Source organism: Melioribacteraceae bacterium, assembly GCA_019638015.1.
Lineage (GTDB): Bacteria > Bacteroidota > Ignavibacteria > Ignavibacteriales > Melioribacteraceae > JAHBUP01.
Genome location: JAHBUP010000001.1, coordinates 457,412 through 476,335, shown reverse-complemented (window position 1 = coordinate 476,335; position 18,924 = coordinate 457,412). Strand labels below are relative to the sequence as shown.

The 18,924-nt window shown below is 34.3% G+C and carries 6 protein-coding genes; all 6 read right to left on the bottom strand.

Annotation, left to right across the window (positions count from 1 at the left end; genetic code table 11):
• Nucleotides 1-9: 9 nt before the first annotated feature.
• On the bottom strand, nucleotides 10-1,800 hold the full coding sequence (locus KF816_01985; GenBank protein ID MBX3006774.1) for a hypothetical protein: 1,791 nt from the start codon (nucleotides 1,798-1,800) through the stop codon (nucleotides 10-12).
• Between the two features lie 407 nt (nucleotides 1,801-2,207).
• Nucleotides 2,208-3,278, bottom strand: coding sequence for a response regulator (locus KF816_01980; GenBank protein MBX3006773.1), 1,071 nt, complete (start codon nucleotides 3,276-3,278; stop codon nucleotides 2,208-2,210).
• A gap of 219 nt (nucleotides 3,279-3,497) precedes the next feature.
• Nucleotides 3,498-4,256: a response regulator gene (locus KF816_01975; protein ID MBX3006772.1), complete on the bottom strand. Its 759-nt coding sequence runs from the start codon at nucleotides 4,254-4,256 to the stop codon at nucleotides 3,498-3,500.
• 6 nt (nucleotides 4,257-4,262) lie between these two features.
• On the bottom strand, nucleotides 4,263-6,821 hold the full coding sequence (locus KF816_01970) for a PAS domain S-box protein (protein MBX3006771.1): 2,559 nt from the start codon (nucleotides 6,819-6,821) through the stop codon (nucleotides 4,263-4,265).
• Between the two features lie 65 nt (nucleotides 6,822-6,886).
• A complete protein-coding gene (locus KF816_01965) occupies nucleotides 6,887-16,666 on the bottom strand; it encodes a PAS domain S-box protein (GenBank protein MBX3006770.1) in 9,780 nt (3,259 codons plus the stop codon).
• A gap of 222 nt (nucleotides 16,667-16,888) precedes the next feature.
• Nucleotides 16,889-18,889, bottom strand: a complete 2,001-nt coding sequence (locus tag KF816_01960; GenBank protein MBX3006769.1) for a CotH kinase family protein — start codon at nucleotides 18,887-18,889, stop codon at nucleotides 16,889-16,891.
• Nucleotides 18,890-18,924: the final 35 nt, after the last annotated feature.

Below are 18,924 nucleotides of genomic sequence, written 5' to 3'. Positions count from 1 at the left end.
TTATTCACCTTAGAATAATTCTACATTATCTTCATAATGAGATTCCGCTTCATTTGCCGTTAAAATCTCACTTGGGTTATAGACGTTCAGCGTTCCTTTTGTATAGCGTTGATGAATCTTTCTCTCGCTGTGCATCGTATATTTATGCTCTAATCCATGAACCGATTTTTCTCTGCTCCCCGTTATTTCATATTTCTTTTCAAGAATCTTTATTGATTGCCGCAGTTCATTTATTATTGAATTAACTACCTGCTCGGCAGTTTCTGAAATCGAGAACCCATTTATAGTATCATCGGTTTCATCATTAAGATTATTAACTTTTTTGTTGATGGTTTTAATTTTGGTGTTTGCTTCATTCTCAGCATTCTTCATCATTTCCAGCATTAACTCAATTTTATTAATGCTCTGGTTAATTTCTTTAACTGCTGAATTATTTTTCTCTGTATCAAAATCTGTTTTTAGTCTATTTGTATTTAACTCAAGATTGCGAAGTATTTCTGTAGTATTTGATGAATGGGTTTTAGCTTCTAGTGATAGTCTTTGAATTGCTTCGGCAAGAACTCCAAGGGCTGAACCATCTTTCCCAAAATGAGCGGCTTTTACTCTTGCGTTAAGAGCTATTAACTCAATCTCGTCTCCAATCTCTTCAATTTCTAAAACATATTTTGATAGATCGGAGATTATTTCTACAATTGATTTTATTGATTCATTTACCTGGTTGCCAATTTCAATATTCTTTTTCAATCCCGACATCACAAACATGAGTTCTTTTTCAATTACTTCGATAGCCGAATATCCCTCTTCCTTTTTGCCGGTTAACGATTTTTCTGCCTGCGCGGCAATTTCTGTTATAATTGATTTGATATTTGTAAGATTAGAAACGATGTTGAAGACCGCGGTGGTAAATTCGTATAACGAATTATTGAGTTGGACAGTCTGGAGTTCAAAAACATTGTGAATTCTTTCAGCTGTTTCGGATTCATCCAAATTTTCGGGATTATCTATTCTATAAATTAATTCCTCAAACGCCTCATTAGTATGCTCCATTTGCTGGCGTGTAATATCATGAAATTGAATTGATGAGACAATTTTGCTAACGCTGGAAACGAGATTTGTTGAAAGTATATTGATATTGCTAATACCTGCAGAGGTTGCCTTTTGTTTATTCTGAAAATCCACAATGGACTTATTTATATTTTGAAGGATAAGATTGGACTGATCTTTTTGTTCCTTCTCTAATTTTTTTAATTCGGAAGTAGTGCTGTTTAGAACCTTTATCAGGAATTCTTTCTTTTTCCTGATATTTGAAATTTTGTCACTGATTATTAATGAGAGTCGGTCAACGTTTTCGGCCAATGCTAAAAAACCACCTTCATCCATACCAAGCCGGGCACTCTCAATTTTTGTTGAAATTCCGAGCATTCTCAATTGTTTTATTATTCTATCGAAGCCGCTAAACTCACCGCTGAATAAATCCATTTTTGATTGGATCTGGATTAGTTCTCTCTCATCTTCAACTATTTCACAAGTAACGCGGGTTAAAAATTGATCTATTTGATTTATCTCATTTTCTAATTCCTCTATACCTTTGCTTAAAACATTTTCATTTATTGATGTGGATACTTGGGCGGATAGAGAAGTTAAATTTGAGCAGTTTGAGTAAAGCTGTTCTAACTTATTGCCAATACTAAGAAATGAGCCTTCGGAATGTTTTGAGAAATTATTAATCTCGGCACTTATTGTGAGGAGTTGTTTCTTAAAGGATTCGAATTTTTCTTGAATTGCCGATTTTAGAACCACAATCTATTTCCTTATCAGTTATAAACAACGGGTTTAGGAGAAACCTCTACTTTCTTTTAATTAATTGAAAAAACGCATAATACTTTTCTCCGTGAGTTTATTATCGATTTAAATTGTCGATTTTTGATCTAAATGTTGCGAGAGGGCTATTTCTGTTGTAAGCGTTGTTTTTAGGAGTTTAACAATGGGCAAAAATGGAGCTCTCTTTTATTCTTTTGAATTACTATTAAAAAAGAGAGTGATAGTTACCTTACTTAGTGGCAAAAGACAAATTCAATCTGTTAAAATTTTTGGTTCATGATTAAAAATAAGGCATGGATTAAACTAAACGAAACTTTTGGCTCTTCGCTAAAAAGTAATTTTAAGAGTTCTCAATAAAGAAGATATCCCTATTTAATTGAGAGGACTTATTCAGCCAAGGGGAGGTTTATTTCAATTTTGGTGTAACTATCTTTTTTTGAATCAATTTTGATTTTCCCGCGTGATATTTCAACTATTCTTTTTGCAAGAGCTAAACCAATTCCCAAACCTTCTCTATTCATATAATCTTCATCAATCTTCTTGAATAAATCAACCTCTTCAATGCTATGTATATTGATTCCTTTACCCTTATCCTTAATAGTAATTTGATAATCTTTGGAATTCTTTTTGCCAACAACATGGACAATTGAACCGGGCTCTGAGAATTTAATAGCATTTTCAACCAATTCATTTAGTAGCAATTCAAAATTAACACTGTCTATTCTAACGTTACCATTTTCAAATAAGGATTTCACATCTTTATCCCTTCCATATTCTTTGGCAATTTTTTCAAGAAGAAGAGAGTTAAACTCGGTATCTATTTCGAATGAGGTTGAGTTATCTTTTATTTCCTCTTGTGAGAGTAAATATCCAAATTGAATCATTTTCTCAATACGTCTGTGGAGCCGTTTCCCCGATTTATTAATTCTAACAGCCATTTCTTTGAGCTGGGCTTCGGTAAGAGATTCAAAATCATTCTCTATTATTTCGGAAAATCCAATTATGCTGATTAATGGTGTACGCAATTCATGAGGTACATTTTTAATAAATGAATTTCTCAGTTTTTCGAGAAGATTATCATGATTTCTCTTTTTCCGTAATCTCACTTCAACAGCCTTCAGCACATCCTGAGCCTTAAATGGTTTAGTGATGTAATCATCGGCACCATATAGCATTCCCTCACGAATATCACTAAACTCAACTTTAGCGGATAAAAATAAAAGGGGAATATTCAAGGTTTCATTATCACTTTGAAGTTTTTGAAGCATCTCAAATCCATCCATATTTGGCATGCGGATATCACTAATAATTAAATCGGGCAATTTTTTCCGGGCTGTTTCAAATCCCTCCTGACCATCTTCCGCTTGAATAATATTAAACCCTTCCGATTCTAGCAGCTCGGCTAAATTTTCACGTATATTTAATTCATCTTCAACGATGAGAATTGTTTCCATCATAATTCCATTTTTTCCTACTCAAATTTTCGAAATATTTTTGAATTCGTTTAATTTTTAGTTGCAAACGGTCGAATATTGTTGCTAACGGACAAATATTTATGATAAAATATATCTTAACAAGACTACTATAAATACGAAAAAGGTTGTCATTTGTAATTCATGTAACGCAATACAACATTTTGGAAATTATTTCTATTATTCCTTATGGAATAATATATGCTATATCCCATTCATCCTTAATTTTGTTGAATTCCTTTTGCTTATTATAAATGGTTTATCGACTGATTGCAGATACACTAGCAACGAAGCATTATCCCATTTACCCATTTTTACGATGTATTCCATATTAATGATTGTGGACCGGTGAATTCTTAAAAATTCCTTCTCCGGCAAAATACTTTCCCATCCCGTAATTGATTTCCGAATAAGCAGAGATTTGCCTGTACATAAATTAATTGAACTATACTGGTTTTCCGCGCTTATATAAAGTATCTCATTTATTTTTAGAATATGGGGATGATCTCCAATTTTGATAAATATTTTCTCATCATATGAATATTTTTTAATTCTCTCCTTTTCTTTTTTCTCAAAACTCGCGCTTAGCATTTTAATTCTTTTAAACCGGGCTTCAATTGCGCTTATTAGCTCTGCCGATTTATAAGGTTTAAATAGATAATCATCGGCGCCATGCTGCATACCAAGACGTATATCTTCTCTTTCTACTTTTGCCGTTAAAAATATAAATGGAATTTGTTTGGTATTTTTATTTAAAGAGAGTGTTCGTAGTACCTCATAACCGTCAATACCGGGCATCATCACATCGCAGATAATCAAATCGGGTTTTTCCTCTTTTGCTATTGAGATTCCCCTCTTGCCATCTGAAGCAGTAAACACGGTATAATTTTCTTCCTCAAGTAGGGTTTTAATATCGTCGAGGAGATTTTTTTCATCTTCAATTACTAATATTTTTTTTTTCATATTCAATTAATTATTAGTTGGGATTATTACATTAAATTCAGTGCCTACAGAGGGTTCTGATTTTACTTCTATTTTACCATTGTGCAGTTCTACAGATCTTTTAACTATACTAAGTCCAAGTCCAGAACCCGATATATTTTTAGAATTCTTAGCTCTGAAAAAAGGTTCGAATATATGTTCAATTTCCTCCTTTGCAATTCCACTGCCATTATCTTTAACATTCAACAATAATTGATCATCGAGTTTATCAAATTTCACAGTAACGTTTATTTCGGAATTTGGATTGGAATATTTAATAGAATTAACTATCAAATTATTCAATATTTGAGTTATCAATTTGGGATCAACGTTTATAACATCATGATCTAAACTTGTAACCAGATTAATTTTTTGATCATTTTTGCAATAGGCTTTGCAATCTTCAACTAACTTTTCAATCAGGTTATTAATTTCAACATTAGTTTTTTCTAGTTTAATTTTACCCCGGTCACTTCTCGAAATTGAAAGCACGTCATCAGTTAGACCAGTCATATACTCAATCGAATCATGAATTTTCTTAATATGACGCGATATTTTTTCGTCGGCTAACGGTTCTGCGTATCTTTCTAAAAGTTCAACGCTTCCTAGAATTGTTGTTAAAGGGGTTCTAAACTCATGAGAAACAGTGGCTATAAAGTTTGTCTTCATTTCGTTAATATTTTTTTCCTTTTCATAAGCAGAACGTAGTTTTGTTTCCAGCTCTTTCTGCAATGAAATATCAATTATTAAACCGGTTATTCCTTCAACATTTACTTTTTCATCCCCAAACGAAACTATATTAATAAGCACCGGTGTATTTTTTTCTTCACCGATATATAAAGTTTCATAAGAGAAAAGAGCCGGATCTTTTAAAAGTCTTTCTTCATATTGTTTTGTTAAAATCGACAAATTTTTCACATACAGACTTTCGGCTCTTCTGCCAATAATTTCCTCGCGTTTAATATGGAAGAATTTTTCAAAGGCCTTATTTACATCTACATACTCAAATTTAGCATTTTTTAAAAATATAGGATTAGGTATCGTATCAATTAGATTTCTCAAGTAGTTGTATTGCCTCTTCAACTCATCCGTTCTTTTGATAACTTCCTCTTCAAGATGATCTTTATTTAACTGAAGATTCCTTTGATAATTTCTCTCCTCTGTCTGATCTCTAAAAACAAGCACAACCCCCGAAATATTACCATTCTCGTCTCTTATTGGTGCGCCGCTGTCGGCAATCGGAATTTCCTTTCCATCGAACGAAAGCAGTAAAGTGTGATTTGCCAAACCAACTACTACTCCTTCTTTTAATACTTTATGCACCGGACTTTCAACAGTTTCCCTTGTATATTCATTAATTATTCTAAAAACATCGGTTAGCGGCTTACCTTCAGCCTCTTTTTCTTTAATCCCAATTAAATCAGCGGCGGTATGATTCAACTGTCTTACATTACCGCTTTTATCTGTTGTAATCACTCCATCACCAATACTGTAAAGAATAGTTTTAAACTCCTCTTGATACTGCCTTAATGCTCGCTCTTGAGTAAACAGCTTTCTATAAATGTTACGTTGCCTAAAACTGTATATGAAGGCAAGTGCAGTAGTAAGCATAATTATTATCATAATAACATAAACAGAAATGTTCGCACCTTTTTTTATTAAAGAGTTATTCAAAACACTTTTGTCTATTCTTGAAATTAGAAACCAGTTTGAAGATGTTACCTTTTTGCTATAAGCTATTATTGGAATTCCCCTGTAATCTTCACCATCAATAAACCCCTCATAACCTAAAACTGTTTTAACTTGAGGCAAATGATTTTTTGTCAATGGAGTTTTGTGATCCAACTTAGAGTTAACCGAATCCGGCAATGGGTTGCATATCACAACATTTTTCTTATCTTTTTTAATTAGTAGAGTTTGATAATGCTTTTTATCAATCGGCCATGTTTCTATTGTCGGATATAGGTAATCATGTGGATTTAGATTGAATACGATTGCTCCAATTGAATTTTTATCTTTATTTAAAACTGGAGCAATGAAATCGATATGAATTATTTTGTGTGTATTACAATAATACAAATCTGTGCTAATTGTGTTTTTGCCTTGTATCGCTTTTACTACATGCTCCCGAAGATTATCATCGGCAAGTGAGATATTCTTATTGGTTGAAGCAAGTAATTCTATATTTTTTGAAAAAACCAAAATATGTCCATAGCCATGTTCTATTTCTAATGATTTGATAAATTTTTCGACGGATCGACGGGACTCAAATGATTTATCCGAAATATATTTTTCAATCAAACTGGTTATAAAAACATTTTGGGCAATAACCTCAGCATCGTGCATCTCATCCACAAACCAATCGGATACCTGTTTAGCTTTAAGATCGGTAACTGATTTAAGCTGTTTATTGATATTCTGCCGTAATGTTTTCTCTTCATCCAGATAAAAAAAGTAGCCCATTAGAATTATTAGAACACTAAAAATTACCACCAATAAAAGAGCGTTTGATTTTTTGGATAAGAATCCTTCAATTTTTTCATTCATAAAAAACCCAGTTAAGTTTACAAAATAAGAAGACAATATCTAATTCTAATTTAGATTTTCTTATATCACTTCACGCTACCCTTCTCGAGCGGCAGTTCCACAATAAAGTTTGTTCCCTTGCCTAATTCAGAATAAACCTTAATTTCACCGCCATGCAAATCGATTGCACGCTTAGCGATAGAAAGTCCAAGCCCTGTACCGGGTAAATCTGATGCGTTATTAGCTCTATGGAACGGCTGGAATAGATTACCGACTTCATCTGCCGGGATTCCAATTCCCTGATCCTCAATTGATAAAACTACTTTATTTCTTTTCACTGATATTTCAAATGTAACCGCTCCACCCACCGGTGAGTATTTATAAGCATTGCTAAGTAAGTTTACAATAATGAACCGTAGCAATTTTGCATCCAGTATAAAATCATTTTTTCGGGATCGAAACTTAAATATAAACCTGTGGTTTTTAGTTGCATGCGCGCTTGTTTCTTCTATAATTTCCTCGCATACTTTTCTAAGGTCTATTTTTTCCGGTTTAAAGTGAATTTTACCACTCTCTGATCTGCTGATCGTCAATATATCATCAAGCATTCTGGTAAGTGTATCAACCGATGAAATTATTTTATCCGTATGACGATTAAATTTTTCATCCGGCCACTTTCTTCCATAAATTTTTAGAAGTTCCGCGGATGATAGAACAGAAGTTAACGGTGTTCTAAACTCGTGCGAGGTAGTTGATATAAATTTAGTTTTGAGTTCATTTAATTCTTTTTCACGTTCGAGCGCCTGCTGGAGCACCATCTCAAATTCTTTTTCTTTGGCAATTTCGAGTTGTAGTTTTTTATTGGCTGAATCAAGCTCTTTTGTTCTTTGAGCAACCAGTAATTCTAGGTTTGTCCTATGATGTTCGAGCTCAGTTTCAATTTTAATTCTATCGGTAATATCCTCCTTAACTGCTATAAAATGTGTGGGCTTACCGGTAGCATCGAGAATAGGACTTATTTTAGCAGATTCGAAGAACAATTCACCATTTTTCTTTTTGTTGTGAAAGATTCCGCTCCAACTTTTTCCATTAGTAATTGTGTCCCACATCTTAGAATATTCCGAATTAGACATATTCCCCGATTTTAATATGTTTGGATTTTTTCCTATAGCTTCTTTAAAAGTGTATCCAGTTGTTTTGCTGAACATTTTATTAACATATACAATCTCTCCCTTCAAATCGGTGATAACCACTGAAACCGGACTTTGTTCAACGGCAACTGAGAGCTGCTTAATTTTTTCTTCTTTAATTCTTACATCCGTAACGTCTTCAACTATTACAGCGAACTTCATTTTTTCGGGAGAATAAGCAAGCACACGGTAATATTTATTTAATTCTTTGGAATAATTTTCGTACCGGAGTGGTTTGCCGGTTAATGCTACTTTACCATATCTCTCAATCCAGTAACTTTCTGTACCGGGCATAACAGTCATAACACTTTTACCAACAATTTCAGAAGAATTTAGCCCGGTCATCTTTTCAAATGCTTTATTTACGGCCAAAAATGTATAATCAATCGGCTTGCCATCATCAGAAAGAATCAGCTCATGTAGAGCAAATCCATCCTGCATACTGTCAAATAACTCTCGGTATTTCCTTTCACTATCCTTTAACGCTAGCTCAGCCAATTTTATTTTTGTTATATCAAATATATAACCACTTGTGCCTACAAGTTTTCCTTTTTCATTAAATTCACCAACCAAATTTTGAATGATATATATTTCTCGCCCTGTAATGGTTTTCATTTTTGCTTGTAAATTCTCAAGTTTTTTTGCTTTCTTCAATTTCAATAATTTGTCTTCGCGCTGCTTGATGTCGATATAAAGGTCTACCACTTTTGTACGCAGAGCATGTTCTTTGGAATCGAACTCAAACATTTTCACGTATGATTCATTGCATTCTAAAAGTTCTCCCTCTATAGTCGATTTGAAATCAGCTGTTAAATCGGCCTCAAAGAATGAACGATATTTTTCTTCACTTTTTTTAATTTCTTCTTCTATAAGGATTCTATTAAGATAACTGCCAATTTGGGAAGCGAATGCCTCAATTAAATGCTTTTGATTTTCGGAAAATTCATAAACCTTTTCTGATGCGAGATTTAATACACCGACAACCTTGTTATCCTTTCTTAATGGTATTGCGGCAATTCCAAGTATTGTTTTACCTTCAACACTTTTTTTAGGGGAATACTCATCTTTATTATAACTTATATAGATAGGGTCACCTTCGGCAACCATTTTTAGTTGAATAGAATCAGCGTCATATTTCTGAATCTCTTTAATAGTTTTTTTAGATAAATTGAAACTGTCAAATAAAGTTAATCCCCCCTTTTCATCTGTAAGATAAATCCCGCCCGCGGTTATGTTGTCTATTTTTTTAGCAAACCTAAAAATAATTTCTGTCGCGCTCTGAAGTGTATTCACATTAATGAGCTGATGATTAAGATCCCTCTGCATCAAAATTAAATTCTCAGCTCGTTTTTTATCGGTAATATCGCGAGCAATTAGTTGAAATGCCTTTTGCCCATTGAAAATGAACGGGGTACTTACAATTTCCACATCAATTTCGTGCCCATCTAAACGTAATAATTTTTCATGTTGGGGAGGGGCTATTGTATTATGCAAACTCATTTCCTGAATTCGCTCCATCACTATTGTTCTATAATCGGGGTGAACTATATCAAGAATTCCATATTTCGACAAATGCTCAAATGATTCCGCTCCTATTAATTTGAGAGCGCTTTCATTAGCGAAAACAAACTTACCATTTTGGTGAATTGCTATTCCATCCGGGGAGTTATCAACTACTTTGCGGTAACGATCCTCACTTTCGAGAAGTGCGTTAATGGCGTTTTCCCGGTCTGTAATATTTCTAATAAATACTAACAGGCTGTTCTGCTTCAATAAGAAATAAACACTAATCTCAACTAGCAAAATTGATCCATCGGCGCATATGTGTTTTGATTTAAATCGGTCAGATCCTCGTTCAATAACTTTTTTAGTATGATTTAGAACATCCTCACGGTCCTCCGTGGCATCAAAATTAGAAATGTGTTTATTTACAATTTGATCGGCTGAAAATCCGGTCATTGAGCAGTAGGCGGTGTTTACTTCTTTTATTATTCCATCTACGGTAGCAACCCAAAATCCATCAATTGAAGTATCTATTATTCCCCTGAATCTCTCCTCGTTCTCTTTTAATTTATTTTCGTACTCAATTCTCTCTGAAATATCTATCGCGTGCCCCATAAAACGATTGTCTGATATTTTTACTGCGGTAATAATTGCCCAGAATTCCCTGCCTGATTTATGAAGATGTAAAATCTCGCTACTAGCAAAACCTTTAGTTTGAACTTGTTTAAAGTGCTCAAATGCTGTAACTATACCATTTGGACTCACAATATCCTTTATAGAGAGATTAAGAAGCTCTTCTTCCGAATACCCCAAAAGGTTACAAGCGGCTTTATTTACTTCTATATACTTTCCTTGTGCGTTTACAATAAATATAGATACGGGTGAATGCTCGATATAGGATCGGAATTTTGCTTCACTTTCACGAAGTGCTTTTTCGGCTAATTTTCTATCAGTAATAATTTTTGAAATACCAAAAGTGCCTACAATTTTACCGCTATAATCTTTTAGCGGCATCTTTGTAGTGGAAACCCAACTTAAGCTTCCATCCGGCCATACCTCCTCTTCTTCAAGATCAATTAAAGGTTTTCCGGTACTAATTATTTTCTGTTCATCGTCAAATGCTTTTTGGGCATGCTCCACTGAAAAGAAATCAAAATCGGTCTTTCCAAGAGCTTCTGATATGTCGGTTAAACCAAATCGTTTAGCCTGTGATTTATTCATTCCAATAAATCTGCTTTGAATATCTTTAAAATAAATTGCCTCGGTTACACTATCCATTAACATGCTAATCCGGTACTGTTCTTCGAGCAGAGATTCCTCGGCGAGTTTTCTAAGTGTTATATCTTCAACTGTACCTTCATAATAGATTGGTTCATTGTTTTCATTATTAATTACTTTGGCGCTCTCACGCATATAGATTATTGAGCCATCTTTTTTAAACCATTTTGATTCATAACCTTCTATAAATCCATTTTGCTCAATTAGTTTTATAAACTCCTCTCGCTGGCCCGAAGAAGCATATCCCTCTTGATTAATATTTAGATTTGACAGCTCTTCAAAAGAATTGTAACCAAGCATTTTAAGGAGAGCGGGATTAGCCATAATTACTTTTCCCCCGGGGGTTGTGCGGTAAATACCCATTACAGCATTTTCAAAAAGTGAGCGGAATTTAGCTTCACTCTCCCGCATAGCATTCTCAATCTCAATTCTCTCTGATATGTCACGAGTAATACTTATTATATGCTTTTCACCATTTAATTCAATTAGGGAAGCGGACATTAATCCGGTAACAATATTTCCGTTCTTCATTCTAAATTGCGTTTCGAGATTATCAACTAATCCATCTTTTAATAATCCCTCAACCAATTTTTTTCTATCCGCCTCATTAACCCATATATCCAGCTCCAGCGAAGTTTTGCCAGCTACATCCTCTTCTGTATAACCGGTAACTTTTGTAAAGCCTTCGTTTATAGAAATATATTTGCCGTCGGACACTCGGTTAATGTTAATTGAATCGGGGCTGATGCGGAATGCTTTGCTAAATCTTTCTTCACTCTGCTTTAATTTATCTTCGGCAATTTTCTTTTCAGTAATATCGCGGGCTACACCAAACATTATATTTTCTTGCGGGTAGGGGAAGGAATTCCATGAAAGCCATTTAATTGAACCATCTTTGCAGACATATCTGTTTTCGAATTGATATATTTCCTGTCCATCAACTATAACAGATTTTACATTGTTTGTTGATTCAATATCATCTGGATATACAAAATCATTCCATGGTTTGGCTAGCAGTTCTTGTGTACTCCATCCCAATGTTTTTTCCCATGCAGGATTCAGTACTTTAAAATATCCATCAAATCCCGCTATACATAGCATATCAATTGAGTGATTAAATACTTTATCAACAGTTTTAAGTTTTTCTTCAACTATTTTTCGCTCGGTAATATCTCGCACAATATTAAAAAGTACAGGCTTACCCTCATAGTTTAAAATCTGAACAACAAATTCAGCATCAATTATTTTTTTATTTTTATGCAGAAGCTGTGTTTCAAAACTCACAATCCCTTTTTCTAAAAGCTCACTCTTCCGATGATTTATTTTTTCTTCATTAACATCTATTTCAATATCATGGGGAAGAATATTAAGCATCTCTTCTACTGTATAACCCAGCATTGAAGCGGCTGAATTATTTATTTCAAGAAATTTATCTGGAATTCCACTCTCGTTAATTCGAATTATGACTATACCATCATAATTTGATTCGAATAATTGTTTATACTTTAATTCACTTTTTTTAGATGACTCTTCAGCTTTTACTCTCTCGGTAATATCTATAATTACACCATCCAGATATAAGGGTTTCTGTTCATGGTTATAAATAGCTCTTCCTCGCTCGGATACATAACGAATCTCTCCCCGGCTGTCAATAATTCTATATTCAAGCTGGTAAGAAGTATGTGAGGTGATTCCCTCAGCAACAATTTTTTCTAATCCCGGCAAATCTTCGGGATGAACTATTTCAGCATATTTTAATCTGGCCGATTCAAAATCTTCTTTTTTATGCCCTGAAATTCTTTCAATCTCTTCACTAATAAAAAACATTTCCCATGGGGGGGTTAATTCACATCTATAAACAATACCCGGCATATTTGATACAAGAGTTCTGTATTTATATTCACTTTCATAAACTGCAAGTTCAGCCCTCTTTCTTTTATCAATATTTCTTGAAACACCATAAATCCCGACACACTTTCCATCGGTGTCATATATTCCACTTGTATTAATTTCGACCCAAATGTAGTTTCCGTTTTTGGTAGTTTGCTGTATTTCATGCGTTTTTGTTGGATATTTTCCATAATTATCAAAGTATTCAAAGGCGGCTTTATTTTCATTTCGAATATATTCATGAAAGTCGGGGGCAATGGAATCCCAGAGAGATTCATTCATCACTTCTTCTACAGTATATCCGCGTAATTTTTTTATGGAAGGACTTATGTAGGTAAATTTTCCTTCCAGATCCATAGTCCAAATAACATCTTCGGCGTTATCAGCGAGCATTTTATATTTCTTTTCGCTCTCAGCCAATTCTTTTTGTGCCGATTTAATTTCAGTTATATCTTCCAGTGTAGTATAGACTTGGTGTGGTTTTTCATCTCCATTTTTAAATAATGGAATTGCTGTAACAGAAACCCATGAATGTTTATTATTTTTTTGATTCATTATTCCAATGATAGAATTCTCTTTTTGACCTGATCGCAATGCCCGCATTGCTGGGTGAGATTCTCCAGGAAAATCGGATCCATCTTCATGAATAGTTTTCCAGCCAGGATCTAGAGATGTTTTTCCCATCATCTGATCGAGAGATAAACCAAGAATTCTTTCGGCCGCAGGATTAGCGGAAATTATATGCCCTTCAGAATCCTGATAAACTACTCCTTGGACCATCGTTTCAAATAGGCGGCGGTGTTTTTCTTCGCTTACGCTTAATATCTCTGCAGAACGCTTTTGCTCTGTTATATCTTGAGCAGTAAATGTAGCACCTTTCATTGCGTCATTTTTATCGATTAAAACTGAGCTTAAAATAATATCTACCACTTTCCCATCTTTTCTAACCCATTTAGTTTCTACAACCCCAATCCCTTTTTCAGCAATCATATTGTATTTCACTTCGCCGGAACGCTTAAATTCATCTTCAGTCTCATAAAGAACTCTGGAACTTTTTCCGATAACATCTTCTTTCGAGTATCCGGTGATAGTTGAAAAGGCATCATTTACTTGAAGAATAATCCGGTTTTTTACTAATCCAATACCTACAGGTGCGGCTTCAAGCAAACTATTAATTTTGTTTCTGCTCTCAAGCAGTTGTTCCTCAGCCAATTTTCTTTCGGTTATATCGCGTCCTACTCCAATAATTGTAACTACTTTTCCCTGCTCGTCAAGTTCTGCGGTGTCTTTCCAGCTGAACCATCGCCAGCCATTTATTGTCATTGCTCTTTGTTCCAACAGACAGACATAAGGAGGAGAATAAAGTTTCTCCATTTGAAGCTTTGTATCTTGAATATCATCAGGGTGCACTAATGGGAAAAAGGAACTCCCCAATAATTCATTTTCAGTTTTTCCAAAAGTTTTGCAATAACTTGGACTTACATAAAGAAATTGACCACCGGTATCAACTTTAACAACAAGATCTGCTTGGTTTTCAATAAGGAGCCGGTATTTTGCTTCATTTTCTCTTAACTTTTCTTCGGCTCTTTTTCTTTCGGTAATATCCCATGCAAGGTCTGCCAAAAGTGAAACAGTTTGAATATCATTTTCTGTATAATCTGTTTCTTTATTACCTATACCCAATATTGCTTTTACTTTTCCATCCCTAATTACTGGTAAACCAAGTTCCCTGGTTATATGAGCGTGTCCTTCGGGATATCCTTTTTTATGTTTAAGATTCTGATAATCATTGTGAATCACCGGCTTTCTTTCTTTAGCGCAATCTGTCCACACTCCCGCAAAATCAATATCATAGTGCCTCCCTTTTGCTTCAAGTGTGCACATTGAATTAATTGTATTTGTGGACCACATTTCAAGGCGAAGTGTTCTTTGATCCTCTTCGACGTAATGGAAAAAACCTATTTTACTTTCGGTGAGAATTTCAAGTTCATCTAAAACTTTTTGTATTAATTCATCAAGAGTATGATTGATTGAATACTCGTTCAGTCTAATTCTGGCATCCATCAATAGTTCAGTCATTTTTCTTTCATGAATATCGGTATGAGTACCAACCGCACGAAGAGGATTACCTTTTTCGTCCCTCTTTATTACTTTACCTCTATCTAAAATCCATTTGTATGAACCATCTTTGCATTTAAGTCTATGTTCTGATCGATATACCTCAAGCTTTCCTTCAATAAATTCTTTTGCTCGGGACATTGTTTCATTAAAGTCTTTTGGGTGAATTAAGTTTTTCCATGAATCAAGATTAGGATCAATATTCTCATCCTCATAACCGAGCATCTCTTTCCATTTTTTAGAATAATAAATCTCATTCGTTAAGATATTCCAATCCCACACCCCATCATTTGCGCCTTCGAGAGCAAACTGCCACCTATCTTCACTTTCTCTTAATTTTTCTTCGGATTTAATTCTTTCAGTAATGTCCTGGAAAGTCCCGAACATTTTATAATGCCCGGTTTCTTCGTCTTTAGTAAAATTCCAAACGCCATGTAATGTAACGGTTATTCCATTATTTTTTATAAATCTAAAGACTTTCTCAATATCGGTTTTATTTAGAATTGCGTTTTTAAATTCATTTTCGAAAAATGATCGATCATCAGGGTGTGCTAATTCAATAAGTTGAGGAATTGATTTGGTACCTTCCTCTTTAGTTATTCCTAAAATATAATAGATTTCATCAGACCATTTAACTTCATTGGTCTGCAAATTTCTCTCAAAATATCCAAGTCTTGCAATTTTTTCGGCGAGTTTTAATTTTTTTTCATTTTCTAAAAGTGCTCTTTCCTTCTCTTTAAGCTCAGTTAAATCAATGTCGAGGCAGAAGAGTTCTTTACCTTTTCCTGGAACATCAATAATTGTATGATTTGAAAAGAGAGGAATTAGAGAGCCATCTTTTTTCATTAGTTGCAGTTCTTCTGCCGGAATTGGTTCTCCGGTCTTAACCATATTGGCAACAGCTTCCTTTACCCCCTCTCTCATAAATGGAGGAATAATTAAATCAAGGAGAGATTTGCCAAGGGCTTCCTCTTCTGTGTAGCCATAAATTTTTTCACTGGCTTTATTCCAATAAAGTACCTTACCATCAGCATTATAACCCTGCACAGAAATATTTGCAACATTATTAAATAGAGATCGGAATCGTTTCTCATTTTGCATTAATGTTTCGGAAGCTAATTTCTTTTCGGTTATATCGGATGCAAGTCCCTCAATTATAACCTCATCCCCTTCCATTGATCTGCCTATAAACCGGTCATTCAGCCAAACAATATTTCCACTTGAGTTATATATTCTATACTCAACTTCGTAATATTCCCCGTTTACACCTTTTTGAATGGCTTCATCAACTTTAAGTTTATCCTCCGCAATTATGGAATTATACCATTTATGAGGATTTTCCAAATATTCATCAACTTTAAAACCCAAAACTTTTTCAACGCTTAATGACCAGAATATTGCCCCTCTTTTTGTGGAGAGCCTGTAGGCTATATCGGGGGAACCCTCTATTAATCGGCGGTACCGTTCTTCACTTTCTTTTAATTTTTTTTCGATATTATGTTTGTAGTAAGAAGTTTCAATTGCAGAATACAATTCATTATGGTTAAAAGGTTTTATTAAATATCCGGCGGGTCCAACCGATTTAACTCGTTCAATTGTTGATCTATCGGAGTATGCAGTAACAAAAATTATTGGCAAATCAGCAACAGTTTTAATTTTTAGTGCTGTTTCAATTCCATCATCTCCATCTTTTAACATTATATCCATCAAAATGATGTCGGGTGATTTTTCTTTTGTTAGTGAAATAGCTTTGGCCGAAGTATTGGCAATACCAACTACCTCATAATTAAAATTTTTAAGAGCGGCACTTAATTCAGCGGCAATAATCAACTGATCTTCCACAATTAAAATTTTGAGCGGGCTAAAAGCATTTTCCGAAAAAATCATTTTGCTTCTCCTCTAAAAGACGTTTCATTGGTATAGAATCGAACAATCTTAAGATTTTTTTAGAGCTATAATCGGCAAGATTAAGGATGCCGCCTCTTTTTTTGCTCCTTTCTAAATCAATTTCATTCCAAATCTTGATGCTACTGAATTCAAATTAGAGAATTTTAAAAATGAAGTAAAGTAAATAATGAGATAATGAGAGGTGATTTTACTTTTCAACGATTACCTTATTAGAATCATCTTTTTTGTTTGAGAATAATTGCCCGTTTGAAGTGTGTAAAAATAGACAGATGAAGACAGATGTGAGCTTGCCCGCCAGTGGCGGGTGAAAGTATTGGACCTGCCCGCCATAGGCGGGTGAGAGTGATGAGTTGAGCTTGATTCAAGATCATTCATCGAAAATTTTACGTTATATGTTCCAGGCTGCTGAACTTCGTTTACTAAAACCGCAACTTCTCTTCCTAGAATATCATAAACTCTTAAACTCACATTGCCAGCATCAGCAATCTGATAGCCAATAGTTGTCTCTGGATTAAACGGATTTGGATAGTTTTGAAACAACTCGAAATTTGCTGGAAGTTCATTCTCTAATTTAACACTTGTAACAACATCCAGTTTATATTCTGGGGAGATAGAAACATTCACACCATTAAGTTTTGCTACCCCTTTAAATACATGTATTCCAGAAGCATACATTATTATTTCAAGAGAATCGTTTGTTAATTTTACATTTAGAAGATTTGATTGAGTAACAAACTCTAATGATGAAATATTTTTAATATTTGCCGTAATTAAGGAGAGTGGAATTTTAACGGTTTTATTAATCTCAAACTTTATTTTTGAAAGATCCGGCTGCAGCCATTCGATATCAGAATAATTTTTAGGGAGTTTATTATCTATCCAATTATAGCGTTGTGTAATCCAGGTTTTGAGATATAGAATTTCATCGCTGTATGAATAAAATCGATTTTTGTTAGGCCAAATATAAGTTCCATTAAAAAGCTCAGGCCACTTCTGAAAATTCCTCAATTGTGCTTCTTGAATTAACGAGGTGTTTTGATCAATAAATTTTACAATTACCTCCGGCTTAAAAACTGTCTCCTTAATTGAGTGCCAGCGCTTCGCCAGTTTATGAAGAAACATTGGGTCATCAATTAATTTTGTTGTCCAGAATGGTGCAGACCATAATCCCTCATAATGATTAATGTAAGCCTGCCATCCGCTTGCAAGCCAGCTATCCGCATAATCAGCTAAACCAAACGAGAGGTCATAATCCCATATTGGTCCCAAAACCAACTTGCCCCCTTCACTGTCACGATCTTTATATAAATAGGTGCTCAGGCGGTAGGCATCTGTGGCTTTCGTAAATTCTGAAATCAGGAAATAATCAATCCAGGCATCTACATCAATATAATTTGTGTAACCGCTGAATGGTTCGTTAATTGCGGATTTTGTTAGAAGTGTTTCAAATAGATTAATAAAATTCTTAATATAATTTTGTTGAACGGGCAATATATTTACCGAAGTTGGATATACATGAACATAGCTAATTGGTGAAGGACGACTTGGAGTTCTCGGATAAACTCCAGAATAAAGAGAGTTAAAATATTTATCACCAGGATCAATTCTATCAATCTTTAATATATATCCTCCCGTAAGAGCGTCACCGCTTATATCGAGGGCTTCCAATTTTTTTATATCAACTCTGTTTTTATCCCGCTTTACTTTTTCCTGAAGTATGTATATTCCCAAATATTGATTATTGAGCACTACTTCACAAAATCTTGTGCGGGAAGCATACCGCCCTAAATTGTTGCCAAGATTATACGCAATAACATTTCGTAATAATGATTTATCGGTATAAGATGCGTTAAGCACCCAATCACTTTCTGCCGGCATCCCAAGTAATGGAGCATTAACATTATTGCCTAGCGCATCTCTTAGTTCAATTCCATATTGCTTTTTTGGAAATCCTTGTGAGCTGTGCCCTCTATACTCAATCCCTGCAATTCCATTGTAATGATTTAGCGAATCACTGAGGTAATTTCTTTTACCCTCTCCATTAAAAATTATTCCGAACTCAACATTAATTTTCGGTTCATCTTTAATGGTTTGTCCTTTAGTATTAATTATTACTATAGGAAGATTAGAGGAAGTAAAGTTTACCTGAGCAATTGATGTGCTTAAAAAGAAGCCCGTTAAAATTAGAACAGCAATTTTCATTTTTGTATTGAATATTATTTGTTAATAAGAGTAAA

Coding starts and splice junctions, on each gene's coding strand:
- KF816_01980 (MBX3006773.1), bottom strand. CDS start 3,278: ATGATGGAAACAATTCTCATCGTTGAAGATGAATTAAATATACGTGAA.
- KF816_01975 (MBX3006772.1), bottom strand. CDS start 4,256: ATGAAAAAAAAAATATTAGTAATTGAAGATGAAAAAAATCTCCTCGAC.
- KF816_01970 (MBX3006771.1), bottom strand. CDS start 6,821: ATGAATGAAAAAATTGAAGGATTCTTATCCAAAAAATCAAACGCTCTT.
- KF816_01965 (MBX3006770.1), bottom strand. CDS start 16,666: ATGATTTTTTCGGAAAATGCTTTTAGCCCGCTCAAAATTTTAATTGTG.
- KF816_01960 (MBX3006769.1), bottom strand. CDS start 18,889: ATGAAAATTGCTGTTCTAATTTTAACGGGCTTCTTTTTAAGCACATCA.